22 protein-coding genes are annotated in these 23974 nt (G+C 67.9%); 8 read left to right on the top strand and 14 right to left on the bottom strand.

The genetic code is table 11. The features are described from left to right. Positions 1 to 5: 5 nt before the first annotated feature. On the bottom strand, positions 6 to 1163 hold the full coding sequence (locus HLG70_RS08255; protein WP_171662241.1) for an efflux RND transporter periplasmic adaptor subunit: 1158 nt from the start codon (positions 1161 to 1163) through the stop codon (positions 6 to 8). A gap of 198 nt (positions 1164 to 1361) precedes the next feature. Here HLG70_RS08255 and HLG70_RS08250 point away from each other — a divergent pair, with 198 nt between their 5' ends. After that, positions 1362 to 1985, top strand: a complete 624-nt coding sequence (locus tag HLG70_RS08250) for an ABC transporter ATP-binding protein (protein WP_171662242.1) — start codon at positions 1362 to 1364, stop codon at positions 1983 to 1985. Then, positions 1976 to 2800, top strand: a complete 825-nt coding sequence (locus HLG70_RS08245) for an ABC transporter permease (protein ID WP_171662243.1) — start codon at positions 1976 to 1978, stop codon at positions 2798 to 2800. The genes HLG70_RS08250 and HLG70_RS08245 overlap by 10 nt, the downstream gene beginning before the upstream one ends. A 77-nt stretch (positions 2801 to 2877) precedes the next feature. Here HLG70_RS08245 and HLG70_RS08240 read toward each other — a convergent pair whose 3' ends face one another. Continuing rightward, positions 2878 to 5106, bottom strand: coding sequence for an NADP-dependent isocitrate dehydrogenase (locus HLG70_RS08240; protein ID WP_171662244.1), 2229 nt, complete (start codon positions 5104 to 5106; stop codon positions 2878 to 2880). 479 nt (positions 5107 to 5585) lie between these two features. On the opposite strand from HLG70_RS08240, the gene HLG70_RS08235 reads away from it, so the two are divergent. Next, a complete protein-coding gene (locus HLG70_RS08235) occupies positions 5586 to 7142 on the top strand; it encodes a winged helix-turn-helix domain-containing protein (RefSeq protein WP_171662245.1) in 1557 nt (518 codons plus the stop codon). A gap of 244 nt (positions 7143 to 7386) precedes the next feature. Next, a complete protein-coding gene (ilvA, locus tag HLG70_RS08230) occupies positions 7387 to 8901 on the top strand; it encodes a threonine ammonia-lyase, biosynthetic (RefSeq protein WP_419144811.1) in 1515 nt (504 codons plus the stop codon). A gap of 31 nt (positions 8902 to 8932) precedes the next feature. On the opposite strand, the gene HLG70_RS08225 is transcribed toward ilvA, so the two are convergent. Beyond that, positions 8933 to 9865, bottom strand: coding sequence for a hypothetical protein (locus tag HLG70_RS08225; RefSeq protein WP_171662247.1), 933 nt, complete (start codon positions 9863 to 9865; stop codon positions 8933 to 8935). A 150-nt stretch (positions 9866 to 10015) separates the two neighbouring features. Between HLG70_RS08225 and HLG70_RS08220 the strand changes: the two genes are divergently transcribed. The 4 genes from HLG70_RS08220 (at position 10016) to HLG70_RS08205 (ending at position 13169) form a co-directional block, all read left to right on the top strand. After that, positions 10016 to 11185 carry a DUF1624 domain-containing protein gene (locus HLG70_RS08220; protein WP_171662248.1) on the top strand — a complete coding sequence of 390 codons (1170 nt, stop codon included), beginning with the start codon at positions 10016 to 10018 and terminating at the stop codon, positions 11183 to 11185. A gap of 8 nt (positions 11186 to 11193) precedes the next feature. After that, the gene (locus HLG70_RS08215; RefSeq protein WP_171662249.1) at positions 11194 to 12282 is read left to right on the top strand and encodes a porin; all 1089 of its coding nucleotides are present in this window, start codon (positions 11194 to 11196) and stop codon (positions 12280 to 12282) included. 111 nt (positions 12283 to 12393) lie between these two features. Further along, entirely contained in the window at positions 12394 to 12708 is a 315-nt protein-coding gene (locus HLG70_RS08210) for a type II toxin-antitoxin system PrlF family antitoxin (RefSeq protein ID WP_171662250.1), read from the top strand. Then, positions 12708 to 13169 (top strand): type II toxin-antitoxin system YhaV family toxin, encoded by a 462-nt coding sequence (locus tag HLG70_RS08205; RefSeq protein ID WP_171662251.1) that lies wholly within the window; start codon positions 12708 to 12710, stop codon positions 13167 to 13169. Before HLG70_RS08210 ends, HLG70_RS08205 begins: the two co-directional genes overlap by 1 nt. Positions 13170 to 13278: 109 nt before the next feature. Here HLG70_RS08205 and HLG70_RS08200 read toward each other — a convergent pair whose 3' ends face one another. The 11 genes from HLG70_RS08200 to HLG70_RS08150 form a co-directional block, all read right to left on the bottom strand. After that, positions 13279 to 14247, bottom strand: a complete 969-nt coding sequence (locus HLG70_RS08200; RefSeq protein ID WP_171662252.1) for an ABC transporter substrate-binding protein — start codon at positions 14245 to 14247, stop codon at positions 13279 to 13281. A 30-nt stretch (positions 14248 to 14277) separates the two neighbouring features. After that, positions 14278 to 15123 carry an ABC transporter permease gene (locus HLG70_RS08195; protein ID WP_171662253.1) on the bottom strand — a complete coding sequence of 282 codons (846 nt, stop codon included), beginning with the start codon at positions 15121 to 15123 and terminating at the stop codon, positions 14278 to 14280. Continuing rightward, the gene (locus HLG70_RS08190; RefSeq protein WP_171662254.1) at positions 15120 to 15917 is read right to left on the bottom strand and encodes an ABC transporter ATP-binding protein; all 798 of its coding nucleotides are present in this window, start codon (positions 15915 to 15917) and stop codon (positions 15120 to 15122) included. The genes HLG70_RS08195 and HLG70_RS08190 overlap by 4 nt, the downstream gene beginning before the upstream one ends. Positions 15918 to 15938: 21 nt before the next feature. Then, a complete protein-coding gene (locus HLG70_RS08185) occupies positions 15939 to 16496 on the bottom strand; it encodes a carboxymuconolactone decarboxylase family protein (RefSeq protein WP_171662255.1) in 558 nt (185 codons plus the stop codon). 148 nt (positions 16497 to 16644) lie between these two features. Further along, positions 16645 to 17418 (bottom strand): SDR family oxidoreductase, encoded by a 774-nt coding sequence (locus HLG70_RS08180; protein WP_171662256.1) that lies wholly within the window; start codon positions 17416 to 17418, stop codon positions 16645 to 16647. After that, the gene (locus HLG70_RS08175; protein WP_171662257.1) at positions 17415 to 18956 is read right to left on the bottom strand and encodes a class I adenylate-forming enzyme family protein; all 1542 of its coding nucleotides are present in this window, start codon (positions 18954 to 18956) and stop codon (positions 17415 to 17417) included. The genes HLG70_RS08180 and HLG70_RS08175 overlap by 4 nt, the downstream gene beginning before the upstream one ends. Positions 18957 to 18981: 25 nt before the next feature. Beyond that, a complete protein-coding gene (locus HLG70_RS08170) occupies positions 18982 to 19878 on the bottom strand; it encodes an ABC transporter permease (RefSeq protein WP_171662258.1) in 897 nt (298 codons plus the stop codon). 1 nt (position 19879) lies between these two features. Continuing rightward, a complete protein-coding gene (locus tag HLG70_RS08165; protein WP_171662259.1) occupies positions 19880 to 20851 on the bottom strand; it encodes an ABC transporter permease in 972 nt (323 codons plus the stop codon). 7 nt (positions 20852 to 20858) lie between these two features. After that, the gene (locus HLG70_RS08160) at positions 20859 to 22511 is read right to left on the bottom strand and encodes an ABC transporter substrate-binding protein (RefSeq protein WP_171662260.1); all 1653 of its coding nucleotides are present in this window, start codon (positions 22509 to 22511) and stop codon (positions 20859 to 20861) included. 28 nt (positions 22512 to 22539) lie between these two features. Beyond that, complete coding sequence (locus tag HLG70_RS08155; RefSeq protein WP_171662261.1) at positions 22540 to 22962, bottom strand: PaaI family thioesterase; 423 nt, start codon at positions 22960 to 22962, stop codon at positions 22540 to 22542. After that, positions 22959 to 23972: a quinone oxidoreductase family protein gene (locus HLG70_RS08150; RefSeq protein WP_171662262.1), complete on the bottom strand. Its 1014-nt coding sequence runs from the start codon at positions 23970 to 23972 to the stop codon at positions 22959 to 22961. The genes HLG70_RS08155 and HLG70_RS08150 overlap by 4 nt, the downstream gene beginning before the upstream one ends. Positions 23973 to 23974 lie beyond the last annotated feature (2 nt).

Below are 23974 nucleotides of genomic sequence, written 5' to 3'. Positions count from 1 at the left end.
GCGTGCTACTCGTCGCGATGGGATGGGGCGGTGGCAACCGGCACCTGTCCGGCCTGACGCAGGCGCACGGGCGCGCCATCGTGAAGGTTGATCTGGCCGGCGACGACGACCAGGTCGCCGTCGCGCAGATCGGTGCCCGACAGCGCGACCTTGCCGTCCAGACTGGCGCCTGCCCGCACCGGCACCAGCCGGGCGCGGGCGTGGCCGTCGCTGTCCTGGATGGCATAGATCGTTTCGCCCGCCAGGGAGCTTTGCACCGCCGCCGCCGGCACCGTGATTGCCGCGGCGCCTGGCGGCAGCCGCAGGCCGACCTGGGCGTAGGCGCCGGGCCACAGCCGGCCCGTCGCGTCCGGCGCCAGCGTGGCGCGCACCCGCAAGGCGCGACTACCGGCATCCCCCTGGGGATCGATGGCGGTGATGACGCCGGTCAGGCGCGCCTCGCCGTCGCCTTCGCCGGTCACGGATACCGCGAGGCCCACGCTCAGAGCCGGCCGGTGGCGGTCCGGCAGGGTGAAATCAACATGCAGCACACGGTTGTCGGTCAGCGTGACGACGGGCGTGCCGGCTTCGACGTATTGGCCAACGTTGACCTGACGCAGCCCCAGGGTGCCCGCGAACGGCGCGCGCACCAGGCGCTGCGCGGCGTCCTCCTCGCTTTGCCCGACCTGGGCGCGGGATTCCGCGTAGGCCGCCACATGCTGTTCGTATTCGGCGCGCGACATGGTCTGGCCATGCAGGCGCCTGGCGCGGTCCAGGTTGGCCTGGGCCAGCATGGCGGACGCGCGGTGCCGTTCCAGTTCACGCCGCAGCGGCCCGTCGTTGAGCTGCAGCAGCGGCAGGCCCGCCGCGACCTGCTGGCCGCTGGTGAAGTGGATTGCCGTGATGCGCCCGGCGACTTCCGGTGCAATCAGCACCTGCTGGTCCGCCACGACCGTGCCGATGGCCTGCAGGGTCAGCGGCAGCGCCTCCGCGCGCGCGGAGGCCACCACGACGGGCACGGGTTCGGCGTCGCCCGCTTGCGCGGCTTGCGCCGTCACGTCGGCCTTGCGCTGGGCGTCGTACAGATAGAGGCCGCCGACCGCGGCCAGCACAAGCGCGGCGGCCAGCGCCAGCTTGCGGTTGGCCACGGGGCGCCGGGTTGGAAGACTAGGATTTTCAGGCATGAGGTCCATTCCGCTGATCAATGTAGCTGCGCTAAACACGCAAAGAGAAAGATCAGGAATGGTAGGGAGGCTGTAGCAGCAGGGGAAACGATACGTTCTGCGTGCAGGCTTTAGGTTTGCTAATGTGAGACCAGGCATATGCCGACCGCGGTCCGGCTTGGCATAAGATCTCTTGCTAAGCCAACCACCTGTTCCCCGATGCAACCTTCTTCCGACCCCAGGCCTTTGCTCAGGCTGCGGGGCCTGTACAGCGAACGCCTGGCGCCCGTCAGCCTGGACCTTGCCGCGGGCGAGTGCGCGGCCATCGTAGGCGCCTCGGGCTCCGGCAAGTCCTTGCTGCTGCGCCAGGTTGCCGACCTGGATCCCGGCCACGGCGAGGCCGAACTGGATGGCCGCAGGCGTTCGGCGATGCGCGGTTTCGAATGGCGCCGCCATGTCGTGTATTGCCAGGCCGAGGCCGGCTGGTGGGACGACCATGTGGGTGCGCATTTTACGGACCGCGCCGCGGCCTTGGCCGTGATGGGGCGCCTGGGCCTGGCCGAAGCCAGGCTGGACGCGCTGGTGCATGAGCTGTCCACGGGCGAGCGCCAGCGCATGGGGCTGGTGCGCGCCTTGGTGCAGGCGCCGCGCGTGCTGTTGCTGGACGAACCCACCGCCGCGCTGGACAGGGCGGCCACGGACCTGGTGGAGCAGGAACTGCTGCGTGTCCTGGCGGGGGGCGCCGCCATCCTGCTGGTCACCCACAGCCCCGAGCAGGCCGCGCGCCTGGCCCGCCGGTCCTGGCGCATGGATCAGGGCAGCATGGAGCCGCTATGGACGTGATCAGGCTGGAGGCGGTGGATCTGGTGATCGCGTCGTGCCTGGTGCTCCTGAGCGCCGGGATTTCCTTCGCGCTGCGCCTGAACCTGCAGCGGCAGGTGCTGTGGGCGGCGGTGCGCACGGTGGTGCAGCTGCTGCTGGTAGGCCAGATCCTGCGCATTGTCTTCGCGCATGCCGCGCCCTGGCTGACCGCGCTGGTGGTGGCCGTGATGATGGCGCTGGCGGCGCGCGAAGTCGCGGCGCGGCCAAAGTTGCGGCTGACCGGGCGCGGCAACGGCTGGGTCGGCACGCTGGCCGTGGCGTGCACCACCTTGATCACGGCGCTGTTCATCCTGAACACGGCGCTGCGTCCCGACCCTTGGTACGACCCGCGCTACACGATCGCGCTGGTCGGCATCGTGCTGGGCAGCGTGCTGAATGCGGCCAGCCTTGCGTTGGACGGCATGTTGTCCGGCGTCAGGCGGGAAAAGCTGGCGATCGAGGCCCGGCTGGCGCTGGGCGCGACCGTGCACCAGGCGTTTTCGTCCTTGCTGCGCGAATCGGTGCGGCGCGGCATCGTGCCCAGCATCAACCAGATGTCGGCCGCCGGCATCATCACCTTGCCCGGCATCATGACCGGCCAGATCATCGCGGGCATGGACCCGGTCGATGCCGCCAAGTATCAGATCCTGCTGATGTTCCTGCTGTGCGGCGCCAGCGGCATGGCGGCGATGGGCGCGGCCTACGGCGCGATGCGCCGGCTGACCGACGAGCGCGGACGCCTGAGGCTGGACCGGCTGCAGCCGGGCAGGCCGGGCGCGGCCCCCGCCCGGAAATGAAAAAGCCGGCAGCCCTTTGAAGGCTGCCGGCTTTTTTCCCGGGCTGGCCGGCATGCGCCGGCCGGCGGGGCAAGGGCTTAGCCGATGGCGGCCAGCACCTTGTTCAGCGTGGCGCTGGGGCGCATGGCCTGGCTGGCGAGGGCTTCGTTGGGCTGGTAGTAGCCGCCGATGTCCACCGGCTTGCCCTGGGCGGCCTTGAGCTCGTCCAGGATCTTGCCTTCGCCTTCCGAGAACGCGCCGGCCGCGGCCGCGAACTGGGTGGCCAGCGCGCGGTCGTCGGTCTGGGCGGCCACGGCCTGGGCCCAGTACATGGCCAGGTAGAAGTGGCTGCCGCGGTTGTCCAGGCCGCCGACCTTGCGTTCGGGCGACTTGTTCTCGTCCAGGAACTTGGCGGTGGCCAGGTCCAGGGTCTTGGCCAGGATCTGGGCCTTGGGGTTGTTGTACGTCTTGCCCAGGTGGTCCAGGGATTCGGCCAGCGCCATGAATTCACCCAGCGAATCCCAGCGCAGGAAGCCTTCTTCCAGGAATTGCTGCACGTGCTTCGGAGCCGAACCGCCGGCGCCGGTTTCGAACAGGCCGCCGCCGGCAACCAGCGGCACGATCGACAGCATCTTGGCGCTGGTGCCCAGTTCCATGATGGGGAACAGGTCGGTCAGGTAGTCGCGCAGCACGTTGCCGGTCACCGAGATGGTGTCCAGGCCTTCGCGGATGCGCTTGACCGAGAACTTGGTGGCTTCGACGGGATCCAGGATGCGCAGGTCCAGGCCGCTGGTGTCGTGGTCGTTCAGGTACTGCTTGACCTTGGCGATGACCTGGGCGTCATGGGCGCGCTTTTCGTCCAGCCAGAACACGGCGGGCGTCTTGGTGGCGCGGGCGCGCGAGACGGCCAGCTTGACCCAGTCCTGGATCGCGGCGTCCTTGGTCTGGCACATGCGCCAGAGGTCGCCGGCTTCGACGGCTTGTTCCAGCAGCACGCGGCCCGAGGCGTCGGTGACGCGCACGGTGCCGGCGGCCGGGATGACGAAGGTCTTGTTGTGCGAGCCGTATTCTTCGGCGGCTTGCGCCATCAGGCCGACGTTGGGCACGCTGCCCATCGTGACCGGATTGAAGGCGCCGTTGCGCTTGCAGTCGTCGATGACGGCCTGGTAGACGCCAGCGTAGCTGCGGTCCGGAATGACGGCCTTGGTGTCTTGCAGCTTGCCTTCGGCGTTCCACATCTTGCCCGAGTCGCGGATCATGGCGGGCATGGAGGCGTCGACGATGACGTCGCTGGGCACGTGCAGGTTGGTGATGCCCTTGTCGGAATTCACCATGGCCAGCTGCGGCAGCGTCTTGTAGGCGGCGTCGATGTCGGCGGTGATCGCGGCTTGCTGGTCAGCGGGCAGCGACTGGATCTTGGCGTACAGGTCGCCAATGCCGTTGTTGGGATCGAAACCGGCTTGCTTGAGCGCGTCGGCGTGCTTGGCGAGCACGTCCTTGTAGAACACGGACACGACGTGGCCGAAGATGACGGGGTCGGAGACCTTCATCATCGTGGCCTTCAGGTGCACCGAGAACAGCACGCCGGTGGCGCGGGCGTCGTCGATCTGCGCTTGCAGGAAGGACTTCAGCTTGGCGGTCGACAGCACGGCGGCGTCGATGATCTCGCCGGCCTTGACCGGGGTCTTTTCCTTCAGGACGGTCTTGGCGCCGTCGGCGGCGGTGAGTTCGATCTTGACGTCGCCGGCTTCGGCGATCAGGGCCGACTTTTCGGTGCCGTAGAAGTCGCCGTCGCTCATGTGCGAGACGTGCGACTTCGAATCAGCGGCCCAGGCGCCCATCTTGTGCGGGTGCTTGCGGGCGTAGTTCTTGACCGACAGGGGGGCGCGGCGGTCGGAGTTGCCTTCGCGCAGGACCGGGTTCACGGCGCTGCCCTTGACCTTGTCGTAGCGGGCCTTGACGTCGCGCTCGGTGTCGTTGGCGGGGGCGTCCGGGTAGTCCGGCAGCTTGTAGCCCTGTTCCTGCAGTTCCTTGATGGCGGCCTTCAGCTGCGGCATCGAGGCGCTGATGTTGGGCAGCTTGATGATGTTGGCGTCGGGCTGCACGGCCAGGGCGCCGAGCTCAGCCAGCGCGTCGGACAGCTTCTGGCTGTCTTCGAGGTAGTCGGGGAACAGGGCGATGATGCGGCCTGCCAGCGAAATGTCGCGGGTCTCGACCGTGATGCCTGCGGGTTTGGCGAATGCCTGGACGATGGGCAGCAGCGAACGGGTTGCAAGCGCCGGAGCTTCGTCGGTGAGGGTATAGATAATCTTCGGAGTAAGAGACATGATCCTTGAATCTGTTCGGCTCAGGCGCTTAACGCGCAAACCCGAACATGCTATGCGGCGTACGCCGGTAGATGTTGTCGAGAGTGGGTTCGTATGGGCGGACACGACAGGCCGAGGGTCCACCCAACATGGCCGCCGCCCGCCCTATTTTCTGGCTGGACCCCGACATGCCCGGTTTCACCGGCCAAATCTGGTCTGCCTTGGGAAGTGCGACTGCCACGAACCTTCCATTGTAATACCGTGCTACGCATTGCGCCGCGAAACGGGTCGTATTTGATGCCCATCCAACCGGATTCAGCGGATGAATATATGGGGACGTATTAAGCGGAACGATTCGAAGGGCAGGATCCGGCGATAACGTGCTGGCATCTTCCGGCATGTATCGAATAGCATTTCCCATCCCACGGGATTCGTCCCCACGATCACCCGGGATGGCGAAGGACGATGGACGTTGTTGCGCGCCATCAGCAGGAGTACAGATGCGGTTCGGTGACCTGATATTCGACGAGCGGTTCCGTTACGCCACCGATGGCCGGGGCGAGACCATCCCCTTTACGCCGGCGGAGGCCGCCGCGCTTGAGCTCCTGGTGCGGGACGCGGGCAGGATCCTGCCGCGCCAGCGACTGCTGGATGCGACCCAGCGCGGCGGCGCCGACGCGCTGGAACGCAGCGTGGACCTGCTGATCAATCGCCTGCGGGCCAAACTGGGCGATTCCGCCCGGGCGCCGCGTTACATCGCCACCAGCTATGGCGAGGGTTACAGCTGGATCGCCGCCGCCGCGCCCGAGCTGCCCGAGGCCGTCTACGTGGCCATCGGTCCGGTGGCTGGCCCCGCGCGCTTGCGCGATGACCCGTCCATCCACGCATTCCTGACCGCGCTGGCGCAGGCCTTGCGCGAGCGATTGCCCAGCGAGCGCGGCGTCAGCCTGCATCCGGCTGCTCAAGCCGCCGTGGCCGCGCCGTACCGGGTGGAGATCGGGCTGCGCCAGGACGACGCGGGCGTGCATTGCGCCGTGGCCCTGCGCGAGGCCGCCGGCGGACAGACGCTGCGCGCGGACCGGCTGGTCATCGGCGCCGGCGAAGCGCCGGACCTGGGGCGCGCCGCGGCCGCTTGCGCCGCGGCCATCAAGAGCGAGATCTGGCGCAGCCAGACGCGCGCACGGGGCGAACACGCCGGCCCGACCGATGAGCCGTTTGAGTTGCGCATGCACCGCGCCGCGCTGCTGTTGTCGCGCACGCCGCAAAGCTGGCTGGAATCCGCGCAGGAACTGGACAAGCTGCGAGCCGAGCATCCGGACGATCCGCAGACCGCGCTGATGTGGGCCTCGCACCTGTATGCGCGGCTGGTGCTGGACCTGGACAGCCAGCCCGCGGAGCTGGAGCCGCGGATCGAGGCCCAGGTGTTCCAGGCGCTGCCGCACATCCGCGACAACCCCATGCTGATGCTGGCGGCGGCCAAGCTGCTGTGCTTTGTCAGCCGCGAGCATCTGGACCTGGCGCAGGCGCTGGCCGAAGAGGCGTTCGCGCAGGGCACGGCCTACGCGTCCGCCTTCGCCGTGCTGGGGCAGCTCAAGCTGAACCGCGGCCGGCTGGCCGAGGCGGTGGCGGACTTCGACCAGGGCATAGAACTGGCGGAGCCGGGCTCCGAGTTCCAGGTGTTCCTGCTGGTGCTCAAGTGCACGACCCTGGTGGCGATGGGCGACCGCGCAGCTTCCGAAGAGGCCAACCGCAGGCTCTACCAGACCAAGCCGCTCACGCGCATGCAGCTTGGCCTGTTCCTGTCGCACCCGGACGAGGCCCTGCCGGACGACCTGCGGCAACTGCTGCTGGGCCTGGACGCGGGCCTGCTGCGGCGGCTGCTGGCGCACTACGACTATCTGTTCGTGCGGCGCGTGCCGGATCCGGCCGGGCGCGAGCGCATGTTCCGCGGCATCGTGAGCCAGATGGCGAGGCATCGCGCCGCTGACGGCCTTCCGCCCGAGGTGGCCGCTTCCGCGCCAGGACTGGCGGGCGCCGCCGGCGCGCGCCCGGTTTGACAAAGCGGCGCGCTTGGAGGAAGCTACGCCCCATGAATTTCCGCGCCGTCCGCATTTCGCTGATTATTACCATCATTCCTGGAATGGTGGGTTAGCGCGCGACCGCAACAGTCACAGCCACCCGCCCCAAGAGGCGGGTTTTTTGTGGCCGCCTCTGCCGGGCAAGCCTACCCAAGCAGAGAACCCCATGTCCGCTACACCGCACACCGCAACGCCGGAATTCCAGGCCGGCAACGCCTCGCCGATGGAATACCTGAGGCAGATCCTGACCGCCCGGGTCTACGACATCGCCCGGGAAACCGAACTGGACCCCGCCCGCGGCCTGTCCGCGCGGCTGAAGAACACCGTGCATTTGAAGCGGGAAGACAACCAGCCGGTGTTTTCGTTCAAGGTGCGCGGCGCCTACAACAAGATGCGCAATACGCCGCAGGCCGCGCGGGACCGCGGCGTGATCACCGCCTCGGCCGGCAACCACGCCCAGGGCGTAGCCATCTCGGCCGCCAAGCTCGGCGTGCGCGCCATCATCGTGGTGCCGCAGACCGCGCCGCAGGTGAAGGTGGACGCGGTGCGCGCCCATGGCGGCCCCACCGTGACCGTGGTGCAGGCCGGGGATTCCTACAGCGACGCCTTCGCCCACGCGCAGATGCTGGCGCAACAGCAGGACCTCACCTTCATTCCGGCATTCGACGACCCCTATGTGATCGCGGGCCAGGGCACGGTGGGCATGGAGATCCTGCGCCAGCACCCCGAGCCCCTGCACGCCATCTTCGTGCCCATCGGCGGGGGCAGCCTGGCGGCGGGCGTATCCGCCTACGTGAAGGCGGTGAATCCCGGCGTGAAGGTCATCGGCGTGCAGACCGAGGACTCCTGCGCGATGGCGCAGTCGCTGCGGGTCGGTGAGCGCGTCATCCTGGCCGAGGTCGGCCTGTTCTCCGACGGCACGGCCGTCAAGCTGGTGGGCGAGGAAACCTTCCGCCTGTGCCGCGAGTATCTGGACGAGGTGATCCTGGTGGACACGGACGCCGTGTGCGCGGCCATCAAGGACGTGTTCCTGGATACCCGCAGCGTGCTGGAGCCGGCCGGCGCGCTGGCGGTGGCGGGCTTGAAGAAGTACGTGGAACGCGAAGGCGCGCAGGGGCAGTCGCTGGTCGCGATCACTTCGGGCGCCAACATGAACTTCGACCGCATGCGCTTCGTGGCCGACCGGGCCGAGGTGGGCGAGGCGCGCGAGGCCGTCTTTGCCGTGACCATTCCGGAAGAGCGCGGCAGCTTCCGGCGCTTTTGCTCCGTCATCGGGCAGCGCAGCGTGACGGAATTCAACTACCGCATCGCGGATGCGCGGACCGCGCGCATCTTCGTGAGCATGCAGATATCGCGCCGCGGCGAGGCGGCCGACATCATGGCCGCGCTGCAGGAGCAAGGCTTTTCCGCCAGCGACCTGACCCACAACGAAGTGTCCAAGCAGCACATCCGATACATGGTGGGCGGACGCTCGCCACTGGCGGGCGGTGAACGCCTGTTCCGCTTCGAGTTTCCCGAGCGCCCGGGAGCGCTGATGAAGTTCCTGTCCGCGATGGCGCCCAACTGGAACATCAGCCTGTTCCACTACCGCAACCAGGGCGCGGACTTCAGCTCCGCGCTGGTGGGCATCCAGGCGCCGCTGGCCGACGACGCGGCGCTGGACGCCTTCCTGCGGCAGCTGGGGTATGCCCATTCCGAGGAAACCGGCAACGAGGCCTACCGCCAGTTCCTGATCTGAGCGCGGCGCGCATCGAACCCGGGCGGGGTCATCAGCCCGGCGCGCAGCCCGGCTTGCGCGGCAAGGTCACGCCGGGCTGCAGGCGCAGCGTGGCGCGGCCCTGCGCCTGCGCCAGCTGCAGCGTGCCGGCGCGCCAGGCCGGCACCTCGTCGAACACGACGTCCGGCTTGGCGGCAGCCGGATAGCTCGGATCGGGCCGGTTGAATTCAAGCGCCGGCAGGCGCAGGCAAGTGTCCTTGAACTCCAGCCGCGCCAGCTCGCGTCCGTCGCTCATGCGCACGGCGCGAAACGCCAGCGGGGCGTCCACGAACCGGGTCACCTCCGGCACATATTGCAGGTCGCCGTGGGCGTCCTTGACGCGGGTGGCTGGCTGGACCACGACCACGTCGCGTCCGGGCGGGACGGCCAGGTAGGCCACGTCGTCCGCCACGTCCAGCAATTTGCCGGCGCCCAGGTTCAGCGCCTTGATCGGCGCGTGGCGGATCATCACGGTTTCGTTCCAGGCCGTATCGACCCGCGTCCAGCCGGGCAGGCGGGCATCCTGGAACAGGGTGCCGCCGACCCGGTCGCGGCCCGGCTTGTCGGACAGCGTCAACCGGTGCACGCGCAGCGCGCCGTTGACGACCTGCAGGTGCGCCAGCGCCGCATCGGCGCTGGAACTGTTGAAGAACGCCAGCACGGCATCCGTTTCCAGCGCGCGGGCGGGACCCGCGCAAAAGAACGCGCGCGCCGCGACTTCCTTGCCGCCGGGATAGAGCAGGGCGCCCACGTCCGGGCCGCACAGTTTCCTGCCTTCGAACGTGATGGTGGTGCTGCGGATGTTCTGGCGCTGGCCGGTGTTCCAGTCGCTGCGGCTGATGGTCGCGACGTTCACCACGAGGCCGTGATTGTCATAGATCACGGCGGCGCCCGCGGGCGCGGCCAGCATGCTGAGAACAAACGCCATCTTGCGGCCCTTCGTCATCGGCTGAATCCCCGGTGTGGCTCGAGGGGTGAATATATACCGTGCCAGCGTGCAGAAGCGCAGCTGTTCAGCTAGATATAAGAATGTTATTACATTACACTCTCGGCTCGAATTCTGCCCGGGCACAGCCCGATCTTCCCGTTGCATTTCATGTCTCACTCGCCTCTCATCCCCCCGAACGCCAATGCGCGCCTGCGCTCCATCGACGCCCTGCGCGGCCTGGTCATCGTCATCATGTTGCTGGACCATGTGCGCGAGACCTTCTTCCTGCATCATCAGGTCGGCGATCCCATGGACGTGGCCGCCACGCCGCCGGACCTGTTCTTCTCGCGCCTGCTGGCGCACCTTTGCGCGCCCGTGTTCGTCTTCCTGACCGGCCTGTCGGCCTGGCTGTACGGCGCAAAAGCCGGCAGCCGCGGCGCCACGGCGGCATTCCTGGCCAAGCGCGGCGCCTTCCTGATCGCGCTGGAAGTCATCGTCGTGAACTTCGCCTGGACCTTCCAGTTCCCGCCCTCGGTCGTGTACCTGCAGGTCATCTGGGTGATCGGCCTTTCCATGCTGGCGCTGGCCGCCTTGCTGTGGTTGCCCCGGGCGGCGCTGGTCGCGGTCGGCGTGGTGCTGGTGGCCGGCCACAATGCGCTGGACGGCCTGCATTTCGCGGCGGGCGAGGCCATGCACGTGCCGTGGGCGGTGCTGCATGACCGCGGCTGGATCGTGCTGAGCGACACGCTGCGCCTGCGCACCTCGTATCCGCTGCTGCCGTGGATAGGCGTGATCGCGCTGGGCTTTGCGGCGGGCCCGTGGTTCCATGCGGGCGTGCAAGCGCCGGTGCGTCAGCGCCGGCTGTGGACGGCGGGCCTGGCCGCGGTGGCGGGCTTCGTGGGGCTGCGCGCCTTGAACGGCTACGGGCAGGCGCAGCCGTGGACGGTGCAGGATGACGCGCTGCATACGGCGATGAGCTTTCTGAACATCACCAAGTACCCGCCGTCGCTGATGTTCCTGCTGCTGACGCTGGGCCTGGGCCTGTGCCTGCTGGTGCTGATCGAGCGGGCGCAGTCCGCCGCGTGGGTGCGCGCGCTGTGCGTGTTCGGCGCCGCGCCGATGTTCTTCTATCTGCTGCACCTGTATGTGCTGAAGGCGCTGTATCTGGCGGGCGAGGGCATCTGGGGCCTGAACCAGGGCAAGTACTTTGGCGTTGATGACATGTCCTCGGTGCGGCTGATCTCGGTGCTGCTGGCGGCGGCGCTGTATTGGCCGGTGCGCTGGTTCGGCCGCCTGAAGGCGGCGCGCCGCGACGTCGCCTGGCTCAAGTACCTGTGAAGCCGGCGATGGCGTATCGCAAGCTTTTCGTCGGGGTCGCGACCCTGATGGCGCCGTGGGCCGCCCAGGCCCAGCCTGGCCCCGTGACCCTGTACGGCGTCGTGGACCTGAGCCTGGCGGGCTTTTCCACGCAGGAGCGCGGCACGGCGCTGAACATGCAGTCGGGCGTGCAGTCCGGGTCGCGCTGGGGCCTGCGCGGCAGCGAGGACCTGGGCAATGGCCTGCGCGCCAACTTCCAGCTTGAAAGCGGCATCCTGGCCAACAATGGCAAATCCGCGCAGGGCGGGCGCCTCTTTGGCCGCGCGGCCTGGGTGGGCGTGTCGGGCGGATTTGGGGATCTTCGGCTGGGCCGCCAGACCTCGGCGTCGTCCGCCACGCTTGCCGACTTCGACGCCTTCCTGGCTTCCTATCTGATCACCGGCGCGCAGACGGCGCTGCTGCCCTACAACGCCAATCGCGCGGACAATACCGTGGCGTACTGGAGCCCGTCCGCGGGAGGCTTGCGCGCGGGCGCGGACGTCAGCCTGGACTATGACGGCGGTGGAGGCTTCCAGACCGCGTCCACCAACAAGCTGTACAGCGCCGCGCTGATCTACGAGCAACCGGGCTTTGCGGTCACCGCCACTTATGAAGGGGCGCGCTGGGCCGACGGCACGGTCCAGTCGTCCGCCATGGCGCGCGCCGGCGGCGCGCGGCAGCCGGACGCCTACACCCTGGCGGGGCGAGCCACGCTGGACGCGTTCACGCTGTACGCGGGTTGGTCAGTGATGCGCAACGGATCGACGATACCGGCCGTGCAATCGCCCGGCCAGCGCGCTTATTTTCCCGGCGGCACGGTACATGGCGTGATGGCGGGCGCCGCGTGGCGCTCGGGCGCCAGCACGGTGATGGCGTCCTGGCAGGGCAGCCTGCCGGGCGGCGGCGCCCTCAAGCGCGACGGCGCCACGCACACCCAGCAGATCTATTCGGTGGGCTATGTGCATGACCTGTCCAAGCGCACAAATCTGTACGCCATCTATGGCTACATGCGAGGCGCCTGGGACGATCCGTCCTGGCACCAGTCGCAGTACGCGGTGGGGATGCGCCACCGGTATTGAGGGAATTGGTGGGAGGGTGCGCGGAGGACGCTTTCATGCGGCCTGTCGTCCGGGATTGACTAGGTAAGGATTATTCCTTACGATGGTGTGCGACATTCAAGGGAGGCAACCATGCCCATTCACGAACTTGCAACCATCACTTCCAAGGGCCAGATCACCTTGCCGAAGGCCGTCCGGCAGCTTCTGGGGGTGGACGCGGGCGGAAAGGTGGCCTTTGATCTTCGCGATGACGAGATTGTTGTATCGAAAGCCGATACTGAGCACGAAGATCCTGCGATCGGTGCATTTCTAAGACTGCTGGCAGCCGACGTCGAAGCCGGCCGGCATATTCAATCACTGCCTGACGACCTGGCCCGCGCCATGTTGAGGAATGCCGGGCATGATATTGATCTGGAGGCGCCGATTGACGGTGATGTGGAGCTTTGATGCAAAGGCAAGGCTGGACGCTGTTATTTCATGATTGCGTGGTGCAGCAGCTGCAGACACTTCAGGCCGCGGCGCAACGGGCTGAACGTAGTGATCCGGATGGCTACGAATCCAACGCCAACGTAAAGCTGTTCCGGGCACTGAGCCAACTCATCACGGAGGTCGTGCCGGGGGATCCTGCGCGAGACGAGTATCGACAGGGCAATACCCTCGGCCACGACTATCGCCACTGGCGGCGGGTCAAGATTGGCCGGCGTTTCCGGTTGTTCTTTCGTTACGACTCGAAGGCCAGAGTGATCGTGTTCGCCTGGGTCAATGATGAACAGACGCTGCGCTCATCGGGCAGCAAATCCGACCCCTATGCAGTATTCGAGAAAATGCTCGGGCGCGGTCATCCACCTGATGACTGGACAGCCCTGATCGCCGCCAGCCGGAAGGACTGGGCCAGCCCGCCAGGATAGGTCGTCGCGCGGACGTTGGCCCGCGCGGCGAGGCAGATTCGTCCCGCAAGGGTGAATACCCGATTCGGGTATTCACGCGGGGCTCTTCCCAGGGTGAACAGGCCCCAGGTCAGTACGTCTTGCCCGAGATCTGCTGCGAATACCCCAGATCCAGCCACTTCCCGTCCTGCGGAATGCGGTCCAGGTTGTCCAGGTCTATCTGTGTTTGCAGCGCGTCCTTCAAGGCCTGGTCCGGCACGGCCACCGAATCGGCGAATACGCCGTCGTCGATCAGGCGCTGCACCGACGCGCGCACGACGGCGGGGTCCAGGTTGGGGAACAGCTTGAGGCCACTGGCGACGGCCGCCGCCGGATCCTTGTGGATGGCCTTGAGCGCGCGGTCGATGCCGGACACGAACTTCTGCGACACCTGCGGCGGAATGTCCTGGCGGGTGGAGATGGCCGAGAACGTATAGGGGCCGATCTCGCGCGAGAACGCGGACACGACCTTGTAGCCCTGGGCTTGGGCCTGCGAGGCGCCCGGTTCGTAGAGCACCGCGCAATCCGCCTGGCCGGAGCTCAGCGGGCCGATCTCGTTGCCCAGCGGCACTTCCAGCAGGTTCAGATCGCGCTTGGGGTCCAGGCCGGCGTTCTTCACCAGCTTGATGAAGGCGGACGAGCTGGTGGTGGGCATGGCGCCCGTGGCGATGGTGGCGCCCTTCAGGCTCTTGAAGCCGTCGAAGGCGTAGCCCTGCTTGCAGGTCAACCAAACGCCCAGCCGGTTCAAGGTGCCGCCCACGACCTTGACGGGAGCGCCGCGGCCGAACGAAATGGCGGTCCACTCGGGGCCGTGCAGCGAAAAATCCGCGCTCTTGGAGATGACGGCGGCCAGCGCGTTGGTCGAGGACGACGCCACGTCGATGCGCACGTCCAGGCCTTCGTCCTTGAAGTAGCCGTGCTCCTCGGCAAAGTACACCGGCAGGTAGAAGACCGATTTGAAGGCGGCCGACACGACGGCCTTGTCATTGGCCATCGCGGAGACGGACAGCAGCGAGGCCGCGGCGGCGGCGGCAAAGCGCAGGGGGATTGTGATTTTCATGGTGGATGGCAGTGGCGCCGGTGGCGCGGTTCACAGTTTGAATTGGGTGGCGTAGGTCTGGTCTTTCCAGCGCAGCAGGCGCTTTTCGGCGATGTCCACGCCGGCGTACAGGACAAAGCCCAGCAGCATCAGCGAGAAGATCCCGACCCAGACCGTGTTCAGGTCATAGAGCGACGAGGCGACGAAGATGATGTGGCCGAGCCCGTACCTGGACGAAATGAACTCGCCCACCACGGTGCCCACCAGCGCGAAGCCGATGTTGATGCGGAAGGTGCTGATGATGGCGGGCAGGGCGGAAGGGACGACGACCTTGGTGAATATCTGCCGCTTGGTCGCGCCCAGCGACACCAGCATCTTCTGGATGTCGGGGTCCGTGTCCTTGGCGGCCTGGAAGGCGGCCAGCAGGGCGACGATGGAGGTCAGCGAAATCGACAGCGCCACCTTCGAGATGAGGCCGGTGCCGAACCACAGGATCACCAGCGGCGCGAACGCGATCTTGGGCACGCTGTTGATCGCGACCAGAAAGGGCTCGACCACTTTGGCGCCGTAGGGCGAATACCAGAGCGCCAGTCCGGGCGCGGTGCCCAGGATGGTGCCGACGACAAAGCCGGCGGCGGACGCCCACAGCGTGTAGTTGGCGTGTTCCCAGAGTTCTCCGGACACGATCATCTTCCAGGCGGCCTGCAGGACGCCCGCGGGCGAGCCGAACAGAAAGCCCGACACGGCGCCCGAACGGACGCCGGCTTCCCAGGCGCCGAACAGCACGGCCAGAATCAGCAGCTGGGTGGCCAGGACGGGAAGGCGGAATCCCGCCCGCCGCGCGGCGGGGGCAGGGGGGGCGGCGCCCGGGGCGATGGAAACGGTGGTCTGGCTCATGCGTGGGTGCCGTCCTTGCGGGCGGTCTGTATGTCGAGTTCCTGGCAGAGCAGGTCGAAGTAGCCGGGGAAGCGGCTGTCGTGGCGCGCCTGCAGCGGCGAACGCGTGCCCAGCTCGATCTCATGCACGCTTTTCAGGCGGCCTGGGCGGGCGCTCAGCACGAAGATGCGTTCGGACAGGGCGATCGCCTCGTCGATGTCATGGGTCACCAGCACCACCGTCTTGCCCTGCTTGCTGACGGTGTCGGCCAGCATGGATTCCAGGAACAGGCGGGTCTGGTAGTCCAGCGCAGAGAACGGCTCGTCCAGCAGCAGCACGTCCGGGTCCGGCAGCAATGTGCGCGCCAGCGCGACGCGCTGGCGCATGCCGCCCGACAGCGCCTTGGGGTAACTGTCCTGAAAGGGCAGCAGGCCGAAGGTATGCAGGTACTCGCGCGCCAGTTCCACGGATTCGGCCTTTGGCGTGCCGCGGATCTCCAGGCCGACCAGAACGTTGTCCAGCACGGTGCGCCAGGGCATCAGGAGGTCCCGCTGCAGCATATAGCCGACGCGCCCGCGCAGGTTGGGCAATGCCTGCCCGTCCAGCGAGATGGTGCCTGCGTCGTGCTCCAGCAGGCCGGTCAGGATGTTGAACAGGGTGGACTTGCCGCAGCCTGAAGGTCCGATGATGCTGACGAATTCACCGCTGGCGGCGTTCAGGCTGATGTCGTCCAGGACCTGGACCGTGCCGGTGTCGGTGTGGAACCGCTTGGAGAGATTGCGGATTTCGAGCTTGAGGGGAGGGGTAGGGCTCATGGCGGGGCAACTCACGCCGCCTCAAGCCGCGCCATGCTCCAGTTCCAGCGCCACCACGTCTTCCTGCGGCACTTCCAGCGCTTCATTGAAGCGCTTGAAGAAACTGCACAGCGCGATGCGGATGGTCAGTTCCACGATCTGTTCTTCGCTGAAGAAGGACTGCAGCTTGCGGTAGAACGCGTCGCTGACCTGGGCCGGCGTCAGCGTGACCAGCACGGCGTAGTCGCGCACGACCAGGTCCTTTTCGTCCAGCCCCGGCACTTCCGGTTCCAGCAAGCGGTCGATGGCCTCTTGCGAAATGCCGTGCGCGGCCAGCTTGGGCGTGTGCAGCGTGACGCAATAGTGGCAGGCGTGCGCCTTGGATGCCGTCAGCAGCGCGATCTCCAGATGGCGCGGCGAGATAAGCCCGTCTTCGCGCGATTGCACCAGATAGGAGAAGAAGTGCTTCAACGCCGGCGGACGTGGCGCGAAGGCGCTCAGCATATTGGCGTAAGGGCCGTAGTCCTGCAGCAACTGATTGAAGAGCGTAGCGGTGGCGGGATCCAGCTTGGCGGGATCCAGGGGAGTCAGGCGTGACAAGGCGATTCCAGCGTAAAGGGGACAACAACGCTGGAATCCTAAAAGACCCGGGCCCGCATGAAAAATACCGATATCACATATGCATATGGGCATGCCTCTCGCAACGGGGGCGTCGCTCAGGCATGCCGCGTACGGCGGGGGGCGGGCGCTACAGGCGCTGTCCCCCCGTGGCGTCTATGCTCTGCCCCGTCACCCAGCGCCCCTCGTGCGAGGCCAGGAAGGCCACGATGTCGGCGATGTCCTCGGGCTGGCCGACGCGGCCCAGCGCGATGGTCCGGGCAATGACGCGGCTGATCTCCGGATCGCGGGCGCGCAGGTTCAGGTCGGTCGCCGTGGCGCCGGGCAGCACCGCGTTGACGGTGATGCCGCGCGCGCCCAGTTCGCTGGCCAGCAGCAGGGTCAGCGCCTCCAGGCCGGCCTTGGCCGGGGCGTAGACGCTCATCTCGGGATAGGCGGCGCGTGTGCCCATCGACGAGATATTGATGATGCGGCCCGCGTCTCGAAGGAAAGGCAGGCAATGCTGGATCAGGAAGAATGGCGTCTTCAGGTTTACCTGCAGCACGCGGTCGAAATCCTGCGGAGTCACCTCCGGCAGGCGGGCGCGCAGTCCGACGCCGGCATTGTTGACCAGGATATCCAGGCCGTCATCGCCCGTGCGTTCCCGCAAGGCGTGGCGCGCTTGCTCCGCCAGCCTGGCGGGCGAATCCGGCTCCGCCAGGTCGGCCTGCAAGGTCCAGGCCAGCCCGCCGGCCGCCTGGATCTGGCCGACGACCTCATCGGCTGCCTCGCTTGCCGAGTTGTAGTGGACGGCGACGCGCGCGCCGCGCCGGCCCAGCGCCAGCGCGATGGCGCGGCCGATGCCGCGGCTGCCGCCGGTGACGAGGGCGGTCTTGCCGGCCAAGGTATCAGGAGCGGCGCTCATGCGGCCTCCTTCTCGGCCCGGGTCCATGCCTGCAGGGCTTCAAGCTCGCGCGCCTGTTGCAGCAGGGCGTTGCGGTCGACCTTGTTGGTGCCCGCCCAGGGCAGATCGTCCACGAACCGGATGCGGCGGGGGTGCTGGTAAGCCGGGCCGTGGGCCAGCGCATGGCGCTTGAGCGCGTCGGCATCCAGCGAACTGCCGCCGCGCCGCACCACGAAGGCGACGGGGATGTAGCCCCGCTCTTCGTCGGCCAGCGGCACCACGCAGCTCTGGCGCACGTCGGGATGCGACTCCAGCAGCTTTTCGACTTCCACGGGGTAGATGTTCTCGCCCGAGCACACGAACATGTCGTCGGCGCGACCCACGAAGTAGTAGAAGCCGTCGCTGTCGCGGCGCATGACGTCGCCGCTGTAGTACCAGCCGTCCTTTAGCACCTGCGCGCTTTTCTCCGGCAGGTTGTGATAACCGGCGAGCACGGCGGGGTTCTTCATGAGCAGCACGCCCTCGTCGGGGCCCGGGCCGTCCGCCAGCCGGACCTGGTCCGGGTGCAGCGGGTGGCCGACGGCCAGGGGCGGCGTGGGCAGGCCGGCGGGGTGCGGGCCGAACACGGCGGGCCCGGCCTCGGTCGTGCCGTAGCCGTGGGTGATGCGCACCTGCGGCAGCGCCTGCTGGATGCGTTCATACAGGGCCACGGTCATGGGCGCCGAACCCAGCATCACGCGTTCGAGCGCGGACAGGTCGCGGTCCTGCAACAGGGCGGGGTCCTTGACCAGGCGGGCGAACATGGTCGGCACGGCCGTCAGCACGGTGATGCGATAGCGCTCCAGCGCGTCCGCATAGGCGGCCGCGTCGAACGAGGGCTGGATGACCAGCAGGCTGTTGCTGGCGAAAGCGCGCTTGGCCATGAACAGGCCGTTCATGTGGAACAGCGGTTGCGCCAGCAGGTAGCGGGCCTGTTTATCCACCGGCACGGCGGGGCCGGCGGTGGTGGACAGGGCCCACAGTTGCCCGGCGTGGGTCAGCGGCACGCCCTTGGGCTTGCCGGTGGAGCCGGAGGTGTACAGCATCTGCGCGATGTCTTGCGCGGCGGGCGTGACGGCGGCAAAGGCCGCGGGCGCGATCTGCGCGGCAAAGCCCTGCGGGCCGGCGTCGTCGAAGTCCAGCACGGGCACGGTGGCCTCGAACGCGGCGCGGCGGGGCCCGTCCACGAAGGCCAGGGCGATGTCCGCGTCGCGCAGCACGTAGTCGATGTTTTCCTGCGACTGCTTGATGTTGACGGGCACGGCCACGAATCCGGCGCGCATGATGCCGAAGTAGGCGATCAGGTACTCGGCCCGGTTGAGCGCGGCGATGGCGACGCGGGCGCCAGGCACCAGGCCCCTGGCGGTCAGCCAAGCGGCCACGCCGCCGGCGAGCCGGTCGGCCTGGCCGTGGGTCAGGTGCAAGGGCGCGCCGGGCTGGCGCAGGTCGATGATGGCCGGCAGTTCGGCGGGGAGCCGGGGATCGGCCAGATCGCCCAGGTTCTTGAGAGGATGCGTCATGGGGAAAATTCCGGAAGTTGGCGGCTCAGCGCTTTTGCAGCTTGGGATTGAGCGCGTCGTTCAGGCCGTCGCCAACGAGGTTCAGCGACAGCACGGTAAGCATGATGGCTACGCCGGGCACGGCGCAGATGTACCAGGAGGACCGGATCAGGCTGCGGCCTTCGCCGACCAGCCGGCCCCAGCTGGCGATGTTGGGATCGCCCAGGCCCAGGAACGACACCACCGATTCGTAGAGGATGGCGCCGGCCACGACCAGCGACGACATGACGATGACGGGCGGCAGCGCATTGGGCAGGATTTCCGCGGCGACGATGCGCAGCGGGCTCATGCCCACGGCGCGGCAGGCCTGCACGAACTCGCGTTCCTTGAAGGACAGGAATTCGGCGCGGGTCAGCCGCGCGATCGGGGGCCAGGACACCAGGCCGACGGCCAGTGTGATGGTCTCGATGCGCGGGCCCAGCACCGACACGATGGTCAGCACGAAGACCACGTTGGGAATGATCTGGAACAGCTCGGTGACGCGCATGAGCGCCTCGTCGATCCAGCCGCCGGACCAGGCCGCGGCTGCGCCGACGCTGACGCCGATCAGCGTGGCGGTGGCGGCCGCGACCAGGCCGATCAGCAGCGTGGCGCGCGCGCCATGCGCGATCAGCGCGGCGATGTCGCGGCCCATGGAGTCGGTGCCCAGCGGATAGCGCCAGGATTCGAACGGCCAGATTTCGGGCGCGCCGACGATGCGCAGCGGGTTGACCGGGAAGAACCAGTCCGCGCCGGCGGCCATCAGCGCCACCAGCAAGAGAACCAGGGCGCCGGCCACCGCGCCGCGATTGCGGGCGAAGCGCGCGGCGAACGAGGCCGGACGGCGGGCGGCGGCCCCGGCGGCGACGCCGGCGGGAGAATGCAGGGCAGGAGTTGCAGGCATGTCAGGCGGCCTTGATGCGCGGATCCAGGCGGGTGTAGGCGAGGTCCACGATGATGTTGGCGATGATCACCACGACGGAGCTGAGCACCAGGATGCCCAGCACGACGGGATAGTTGCGGCTCATGACGCTGTCGAACAGCACGCCGCCGATGCCGGGCCAGCTGAACACGGACTCGATCACGATGCTGCCGCCCAGCACCGCGCCCAGCTGCAGGCCCAGCAGGGTCACGATGGGCAGCACGGCGTTGCGCAAGATATGGCGCAGCACCACGGTGGCGCGGGTCAGGCCCTTGGCGTAGGCGGTGCGCACGTAGTCCATGCGGCTGACTTCCAGCATCGACGCCCGCATGACGCGGGCGTATGCCGCCGAATAGAACAGGCCCAGCGCGACGGCCGGCAGCGCCAGGTGGTGCAGCACGTCCAGCGCCTGCCGCCAGAGGCCTCCGTCCAGGCCGATGGTGACCATGCCGCCCACGGGAAACCAGCCCAGCTTCACCGAGAACAGGATGATCAGCATGATGCCCAGCCAGAAGCTCGGCGCGGCAAAGCACAGCACGGCGAATGCCGACACGGCGCTGTCCCACCAGGTGTTGACCTTGACGGCCGACACGATGCCGGCCGCCATGCCGACCAGCACGGCGATGGCGATGCTGGCCAGCATCAGCACCAGCGTTGCCGGCAGGTGGGCCAGGATCACGTCCAGCACCGGCAGGTTGTGCCGGTAGGAATAGCCGAAATCCAGCCGCGCCACCGAGCCGATGTACTTCAGCAGCTGCATGGCCGGGGGCTGGTCCAGTCCATAGGTGACGCGCAGGCGTTCGATCAGCGCCGGATCGGTGACCTGCTGTTCGGCCGTCATGACGTCCAGGAAAGTGCCCGGCACGGATTGGATCAGGGCGAAGTTCAGCACCACCACGCCCAGCAGCAGCGGGATGGCCTGGAGCAGGCGGCGCGAGATCAGGCGGATCGGCATGGCTGACTCAGGCCTGCAGCCAGGCGTCGGCCAGGGTTTCGCCCTGGACGTTGGCGCCGGTGGTGAAGTTGCGCACGTTCTTGCCGGCCAGCGTGAACGACTGGATCTCCACCAGCGGCACGATGGGCACGTCGGTGGAAGCCAGGCGCGCGAACTGCGCGGCCAGCGCGCGGCGGGCCTCGGGCGCGGTTTCGATCGCCAGCTTGCCGACGATGGCGTCCATCTCGGGGCTGGAATAGCCCGTGGCGTTGCGGAATGCGGCGCCGCGCACGATGCCGTCGGTGGTGAAGAACTGGGTCACCGTGGGCACCAGTTCCAACGGCGAAGTGAAGTTGGACACGGCGATGTCGTAGTCATAGTCGCCATAGATCCGCTTGAGCGCGGTGGCGCGGTCCACGGAATCCAGCTTGACCGCGATGCCCACGTCTTCCAGCGCCTGCTTCAGGTATTGACCCAGCTTGGCGTTTTCCTCGAACCAGGCGGCGGCCAGCAGGTTGACGGTGAAGCGCTTGCCGTCCTTGACGGGCAGTCCGGCCGCGTCCAGCAGCGCGGCGGCCTTCTTGGGGTCGTAGGGGTAGCGCGGCACGTCCTCGGTGAAGAACAGCGGATTGCTGCTGAAGATCGGCGCAATCGCCGGCTTGCCGCGGCCGTAGTAGATGGTGTCGACGATGAACTGGCGGTCGATGGCGTGCAGGATGGCCTGGCGCACCTCGCGGCGGTTGACGATGTCGCGGCGCTGGTTGAATTCGGCCGTGACGGTCCAGGCCGTGTTCTGGTAGCCGCGGGTGTCCACGACCACCTTGCCGGTCTTGACCAGCCGGTCGATGTCGCGCGCCGGCACCGGGTTGGAGTAGGCCAGGCCCAGTTCGCCGGTCTCCAGCGCGGCGCCGCGCGAGGCCGGATCGCCCCACCAGCGGATCACCAGCTTGTCCAGGTTCGGCAGGCTGGGGTTCCAGTATTTTTCGTTGCGCTGGTATTCGACGTGGCTGCCGCGCACCCACTTGCCGTACTTCCAGGGGCCGGTGCCCACCGGCGTGTTGTTCAGCGGATTGGTGATGAGGTCCTTGCCGTCGTACAGGTGCTTGGGCACCAGCAGCTGGTACTGGCCGGACAGCGTCGATTTCAGGAAGAACTCCGGCACCGGCGCATTGAAGCTCAGCACCACCGTGTGCGGGTCCGGCGCGGTGGCCTGCGTCAGCGACTTCAGCGCGATGCCGGCCGAAATCGGCTTCCAGTGCTGCAGCACGTTGTAGACCACGTCGGCCGACGTGAACGGCGCGCCGTCATGCCAGGTGACGCCTTCGCGCAGCTTGATCGTGTAGCTGCGGAAGTCCGCCGCCGGCGTGACGGACAGGGCCAGCGCGGGCTGGAACTTCAGGTCCGCGTCCAGCTTGAGCAGGCGCTCCAGGATCTTGGTGGAGGTCAGGAAGGGGCTGGAGCCGCCGCCGCCCGGTACGAACAGGGCTTGCGGCTCCAGGCCGCCCCAGGTGGCGACCAGGGTGCCGCCCTTGCGGGCCGGCCCGGCATCCGAGCCGGGCTGGTCGGTGGCGGCCAGCAGGGCGCGCGGCGCCAGGCCCAGCCCCAGGCCGGTGGCGGCCAGGCCGCCCGCGGCGGAACGGGTGAGGAAGGCGCGCCGTCCGGGGCGCGTGGCGAGTGTCATGATGAAATCCTTGGTTCGGTTGGCCGGCTCAGCCCTGGCTGAGCGTGGCGTAGGTGGCGCGGCCGATGGCCACCAGCGCGCCCTGGTCGTTGTAGAGGTCCACGTCCGCCACGCCGACGCTGCGGCCATTGCGGCGCACCCGCGCCACGGCGGTCAGCGAGGTGTTCACGGCGGGGCGCAGGTAGTCGACGCGGAAATTGATCGTCGGCAGCCCACGGCCCAGCAGCATGCCGACGGCGAAGTCGCCCACGGTGTCGATCACGGCGGCCAGCGGGCCGCCATGCCATTGGCCGCTGGCCGCGCCGCGCTCGAATTCCGGGCGCATCGGCGCCAGCACCGTCAGTTCGCCTTGTTCGTGGTTCACCTCGCGCACCGACAGGCCCAGCCAGGCGATGAAGGGCGACCCGTCGAACTTGGCCTGGATCTCGGCCGCATTCAGCACCGCGCTCATGAGGCCACCAGCACTTTGCCGACGATCTTGCGATCTTCCAGCGAGGCCAGTGCGTCGGCGCCTTGTTCCAGCGGCCAGACCCGGTCCACCTCCACGCGCAGGCGGCCGTCGCGCACCAGCGCCAGCAGTTCGTGCAGGTCCTCGCGGTCCCAGCCGTTGGAGCCGCGGATCTGCAGCTCGAAGGTCCAGATGTAGCGCAGGTCTTCCTTGGGATCGAAGCCGGCGGTGGCGCCGCAGGTCAGCAGGCGTCCGCCCAGGCGCAGGCAGCGCAGGGACTTGACCCAGGTGTCGCCGCCCGTGAAATTCACCACCACGTCCACGCCGCCGGGCTTGCCGCCGCGGCGGCGGGAAGGCTTGCCGAAGCGTTCCTGCACGGCCTTCAGGAAGTCTTCTTCCGTGTACAGGATGATGTGGTCGGCGCCCAGGGCGCGCAGCGCTTCGCCCTTTTCGGCGGTGCCGGCGCAGGCGATGACTTCGGCGCCGGCCAGCTTGGCCAGCTGCACGGCGCAGACGCCCACGCCGCCGCTTGCGCCCAGGATCAGCACCTTTTCGCCAGGCTGCACCTGGCCGATTCGGTTCATCATGCGCAGCGCGGTGCCATAGGCCACCGGCAGCGCGGCGGCCTGCTCGAAGCTGACCTCGTCGGGCAGGCGCAGCAACTGGTGCGCGGGGATGCGGCACAGCTCCGCCAGGCCGCCGTGGATGGTCTCGCCGACCAGCCCGCCGTCGACGCGGTCGATCGGATCCACCAGGACGCGGTCGCCCACCTTCCAGTCGCGCACGTTGCCGCCCGCCTGCACGATCTCGCCGGCCACGTCCAGGCCGATGATGACGGGGAAGGGCAGCTTGATGCCGGGCATGCCGCGGCGGGTGAACACGTCGTGATAGTTCAAGGACGAGGCCTTGACGCGAATCACCACGTCGTCGGGACCGGCCACGGGGTCGGGGAAGTTGGTTTCCAGGCGCAGCTTGTCGCTGCCGCCGTGTTCACGCAAAACAATAGCTTTCATGA

Origin of the sequence: Achromobacter deleyi (assembly GCF_013116765.2) — a bacterium.
Taxonomy (GTDB): Bacteria; Pseudomonadota; Gammaproteobacteria; order Burkholderiales; family Burkholderiaceae_B; genus Achromobacter; species Achromobacter deleyi_A.
Note: the sequence above shows the minus strand (reverse complement) of the source record. Positions and strands in the feature narration are given on the sequence as shown.

What these genes read in the sequence shown, in the direction of transcription:
- HLG70_RS08165 (WP_171662259.1), bottom strand. Translation starts at nt 20,851, where the DNA reads ATGCCGATCCGCCTGATCTCGCGCCGCCTGCTCCAGGCCATCCCGCTG.
- ilvA (WP_419144811.1), top strand. Translation starts at nt 7,387, where the DNA reads ATGGAATACCTGAGGCAGATCCTGACCGCCCGGGTCTACGACATCGCC.
- HLG70_RS08240 (WP_171662244.1), bottom strand. Translation starts at nt 5,106, where the DNA reads ATGTCTCTTACTCCGAAGATTATCTATACCCTCACCGACGAAGCTCCG.
- HLG70_RS08205 (WP_171662251.1), top strand. Translation starts at nt 12,708, where the DNA reads ATGCAAAGGCAAGGCTGGACGCTGTTATTTCATGATTGCGTGGTGCAG.
- HLG70_RS08160 (WP_171662260.1), bottom strand. Translation starts at nt 22,511, where the DNA reads ATGACACTCGCCACGCGCCCCGGACGGCGCGCCTTCCTCACCCGTTCC.
- HLG70_RS08245 (WP_171662243.1), top strand. Translation starts at nt 1,976, where the DNA reads ATGGACGTGATCAGGCTGGAGGCGGTGGATCTGGTGATCGCGTCGTGC.
- HLG70_RS08200 (WP_171662252.1), bottom strand. Translation starts at nt 14,247, where the DNA reads ATGAAAATCACAATCCCCCTGCGCTTTGCCGCCGCCGCCGCGGCCTCG.
- HLG70_RS08195 (WP_171662253.1), bottom strand. Translation starts at nt 15,123, where the DNA reads ATGAGCCAGACCACCGTTTCCATCGCCCCGGGCGCCGCCCCCCCTGCC.
- HLG70_RS08170 (WP_171662258.1), bottom strand. Translation starts at nt 19,878, where the DNA reads ATGCCTGCAACTCCTGCCCTGCATTCTCCCGCCGGCGTCGCCGCCGGG.
- HLG70_RS08225 (WP_171662247.1), bottom strand. Translation starts at nt 9,865, where the DNA reads ATGACGAAGGGCCGCAAGATGGCGTTTGTTCTCAGCATGCTGGCCGCG.
- HLG70_RS08175 (WP_171662257.1), bottom strand. Translation starts at nt 18,956, where the DNA reads ATGACGCATCCTCTCAAGAACCTGGGCGATCTGGCCGATCCCCGGCTC.
- HLG70_RS08155 (WP_171662261.1), bottom strand. Translation starts at nt 22,962, where the DNA reads ATGAGCGCGGTGCTGAATGCGGCCGAGATCCAGGCCAAGTTCGACGGG.
- HLG70_RS08150 (WP_171662262.1), bottom strand. Translation starts at nt 23,972, where the DNA reads ATGAAAGCTATTGTTTTGCGTGAACACGGCGGCAGCGACAAGCTGCGC.
- HLG70_RS08190 (WP_171662254.1), bottom strand. Translation starts at nt 15,917, where the DNA reads ATGAGCCCTACCCCTCCCCTCAAGCTCGAAATCCGCAATCTCTCCAAG.
- HLG70_RS08180 (WP_171662256.1), bottom strand. Translation starts at nt 17,418, where the DNA reads ATGAGCGCCGCTCCTGATACCTTGGCCGGCAAGACCGCCCTCGTCACC.
- HLG70_RS08250 (WP_171662242.1), top strand. Translation starts at nt 1,362, where the DNA reads ATGCAACCTTCTTCCGACCCCAGGCCTTTGCTCAGGCTGCGGGGCCTG.
- HLG70_RS08215 (WP_171662249.1), top strand. Translation starts at nt 11,194, where the DNA reads ATGGCGTATCGCAAGCTTTTCGTCGGGGTCGCGACCCTGATGGCGCCG.
- HLG70_RS08255 (WP_171662241.1), bottom strand. Translation starts at nt 1,163, where the DNA reads ATGCCTGAAAATCCTAGTCTTCCAACCCGGCGCCCCGTGGCCAACCGC.
- HLG70_RS08220 (WP_171662248.1), top strand. Translation starts at nt 10,016, where the DNA reads ATGTCTCACTCGCCTCTCATCCCCCCGAACGCCAATGCGCGCCTGCGC.
- HLG70_RS08210 (WP_171662250.1), top strand. Translation starts at nt 12,394, where the DNA reads ATGCCCATTCACGAACTTGCAACCATCACTTCCAAGGGCCAGATCACC.
- HLG70_RS08235 (WP_171662245.1), top strand. Translation starts at nt 5,586, where the DNA reads ATGCGGTTCGGTGACCTGATATTCGACGAGCGGTTCCGTTACGCCACC.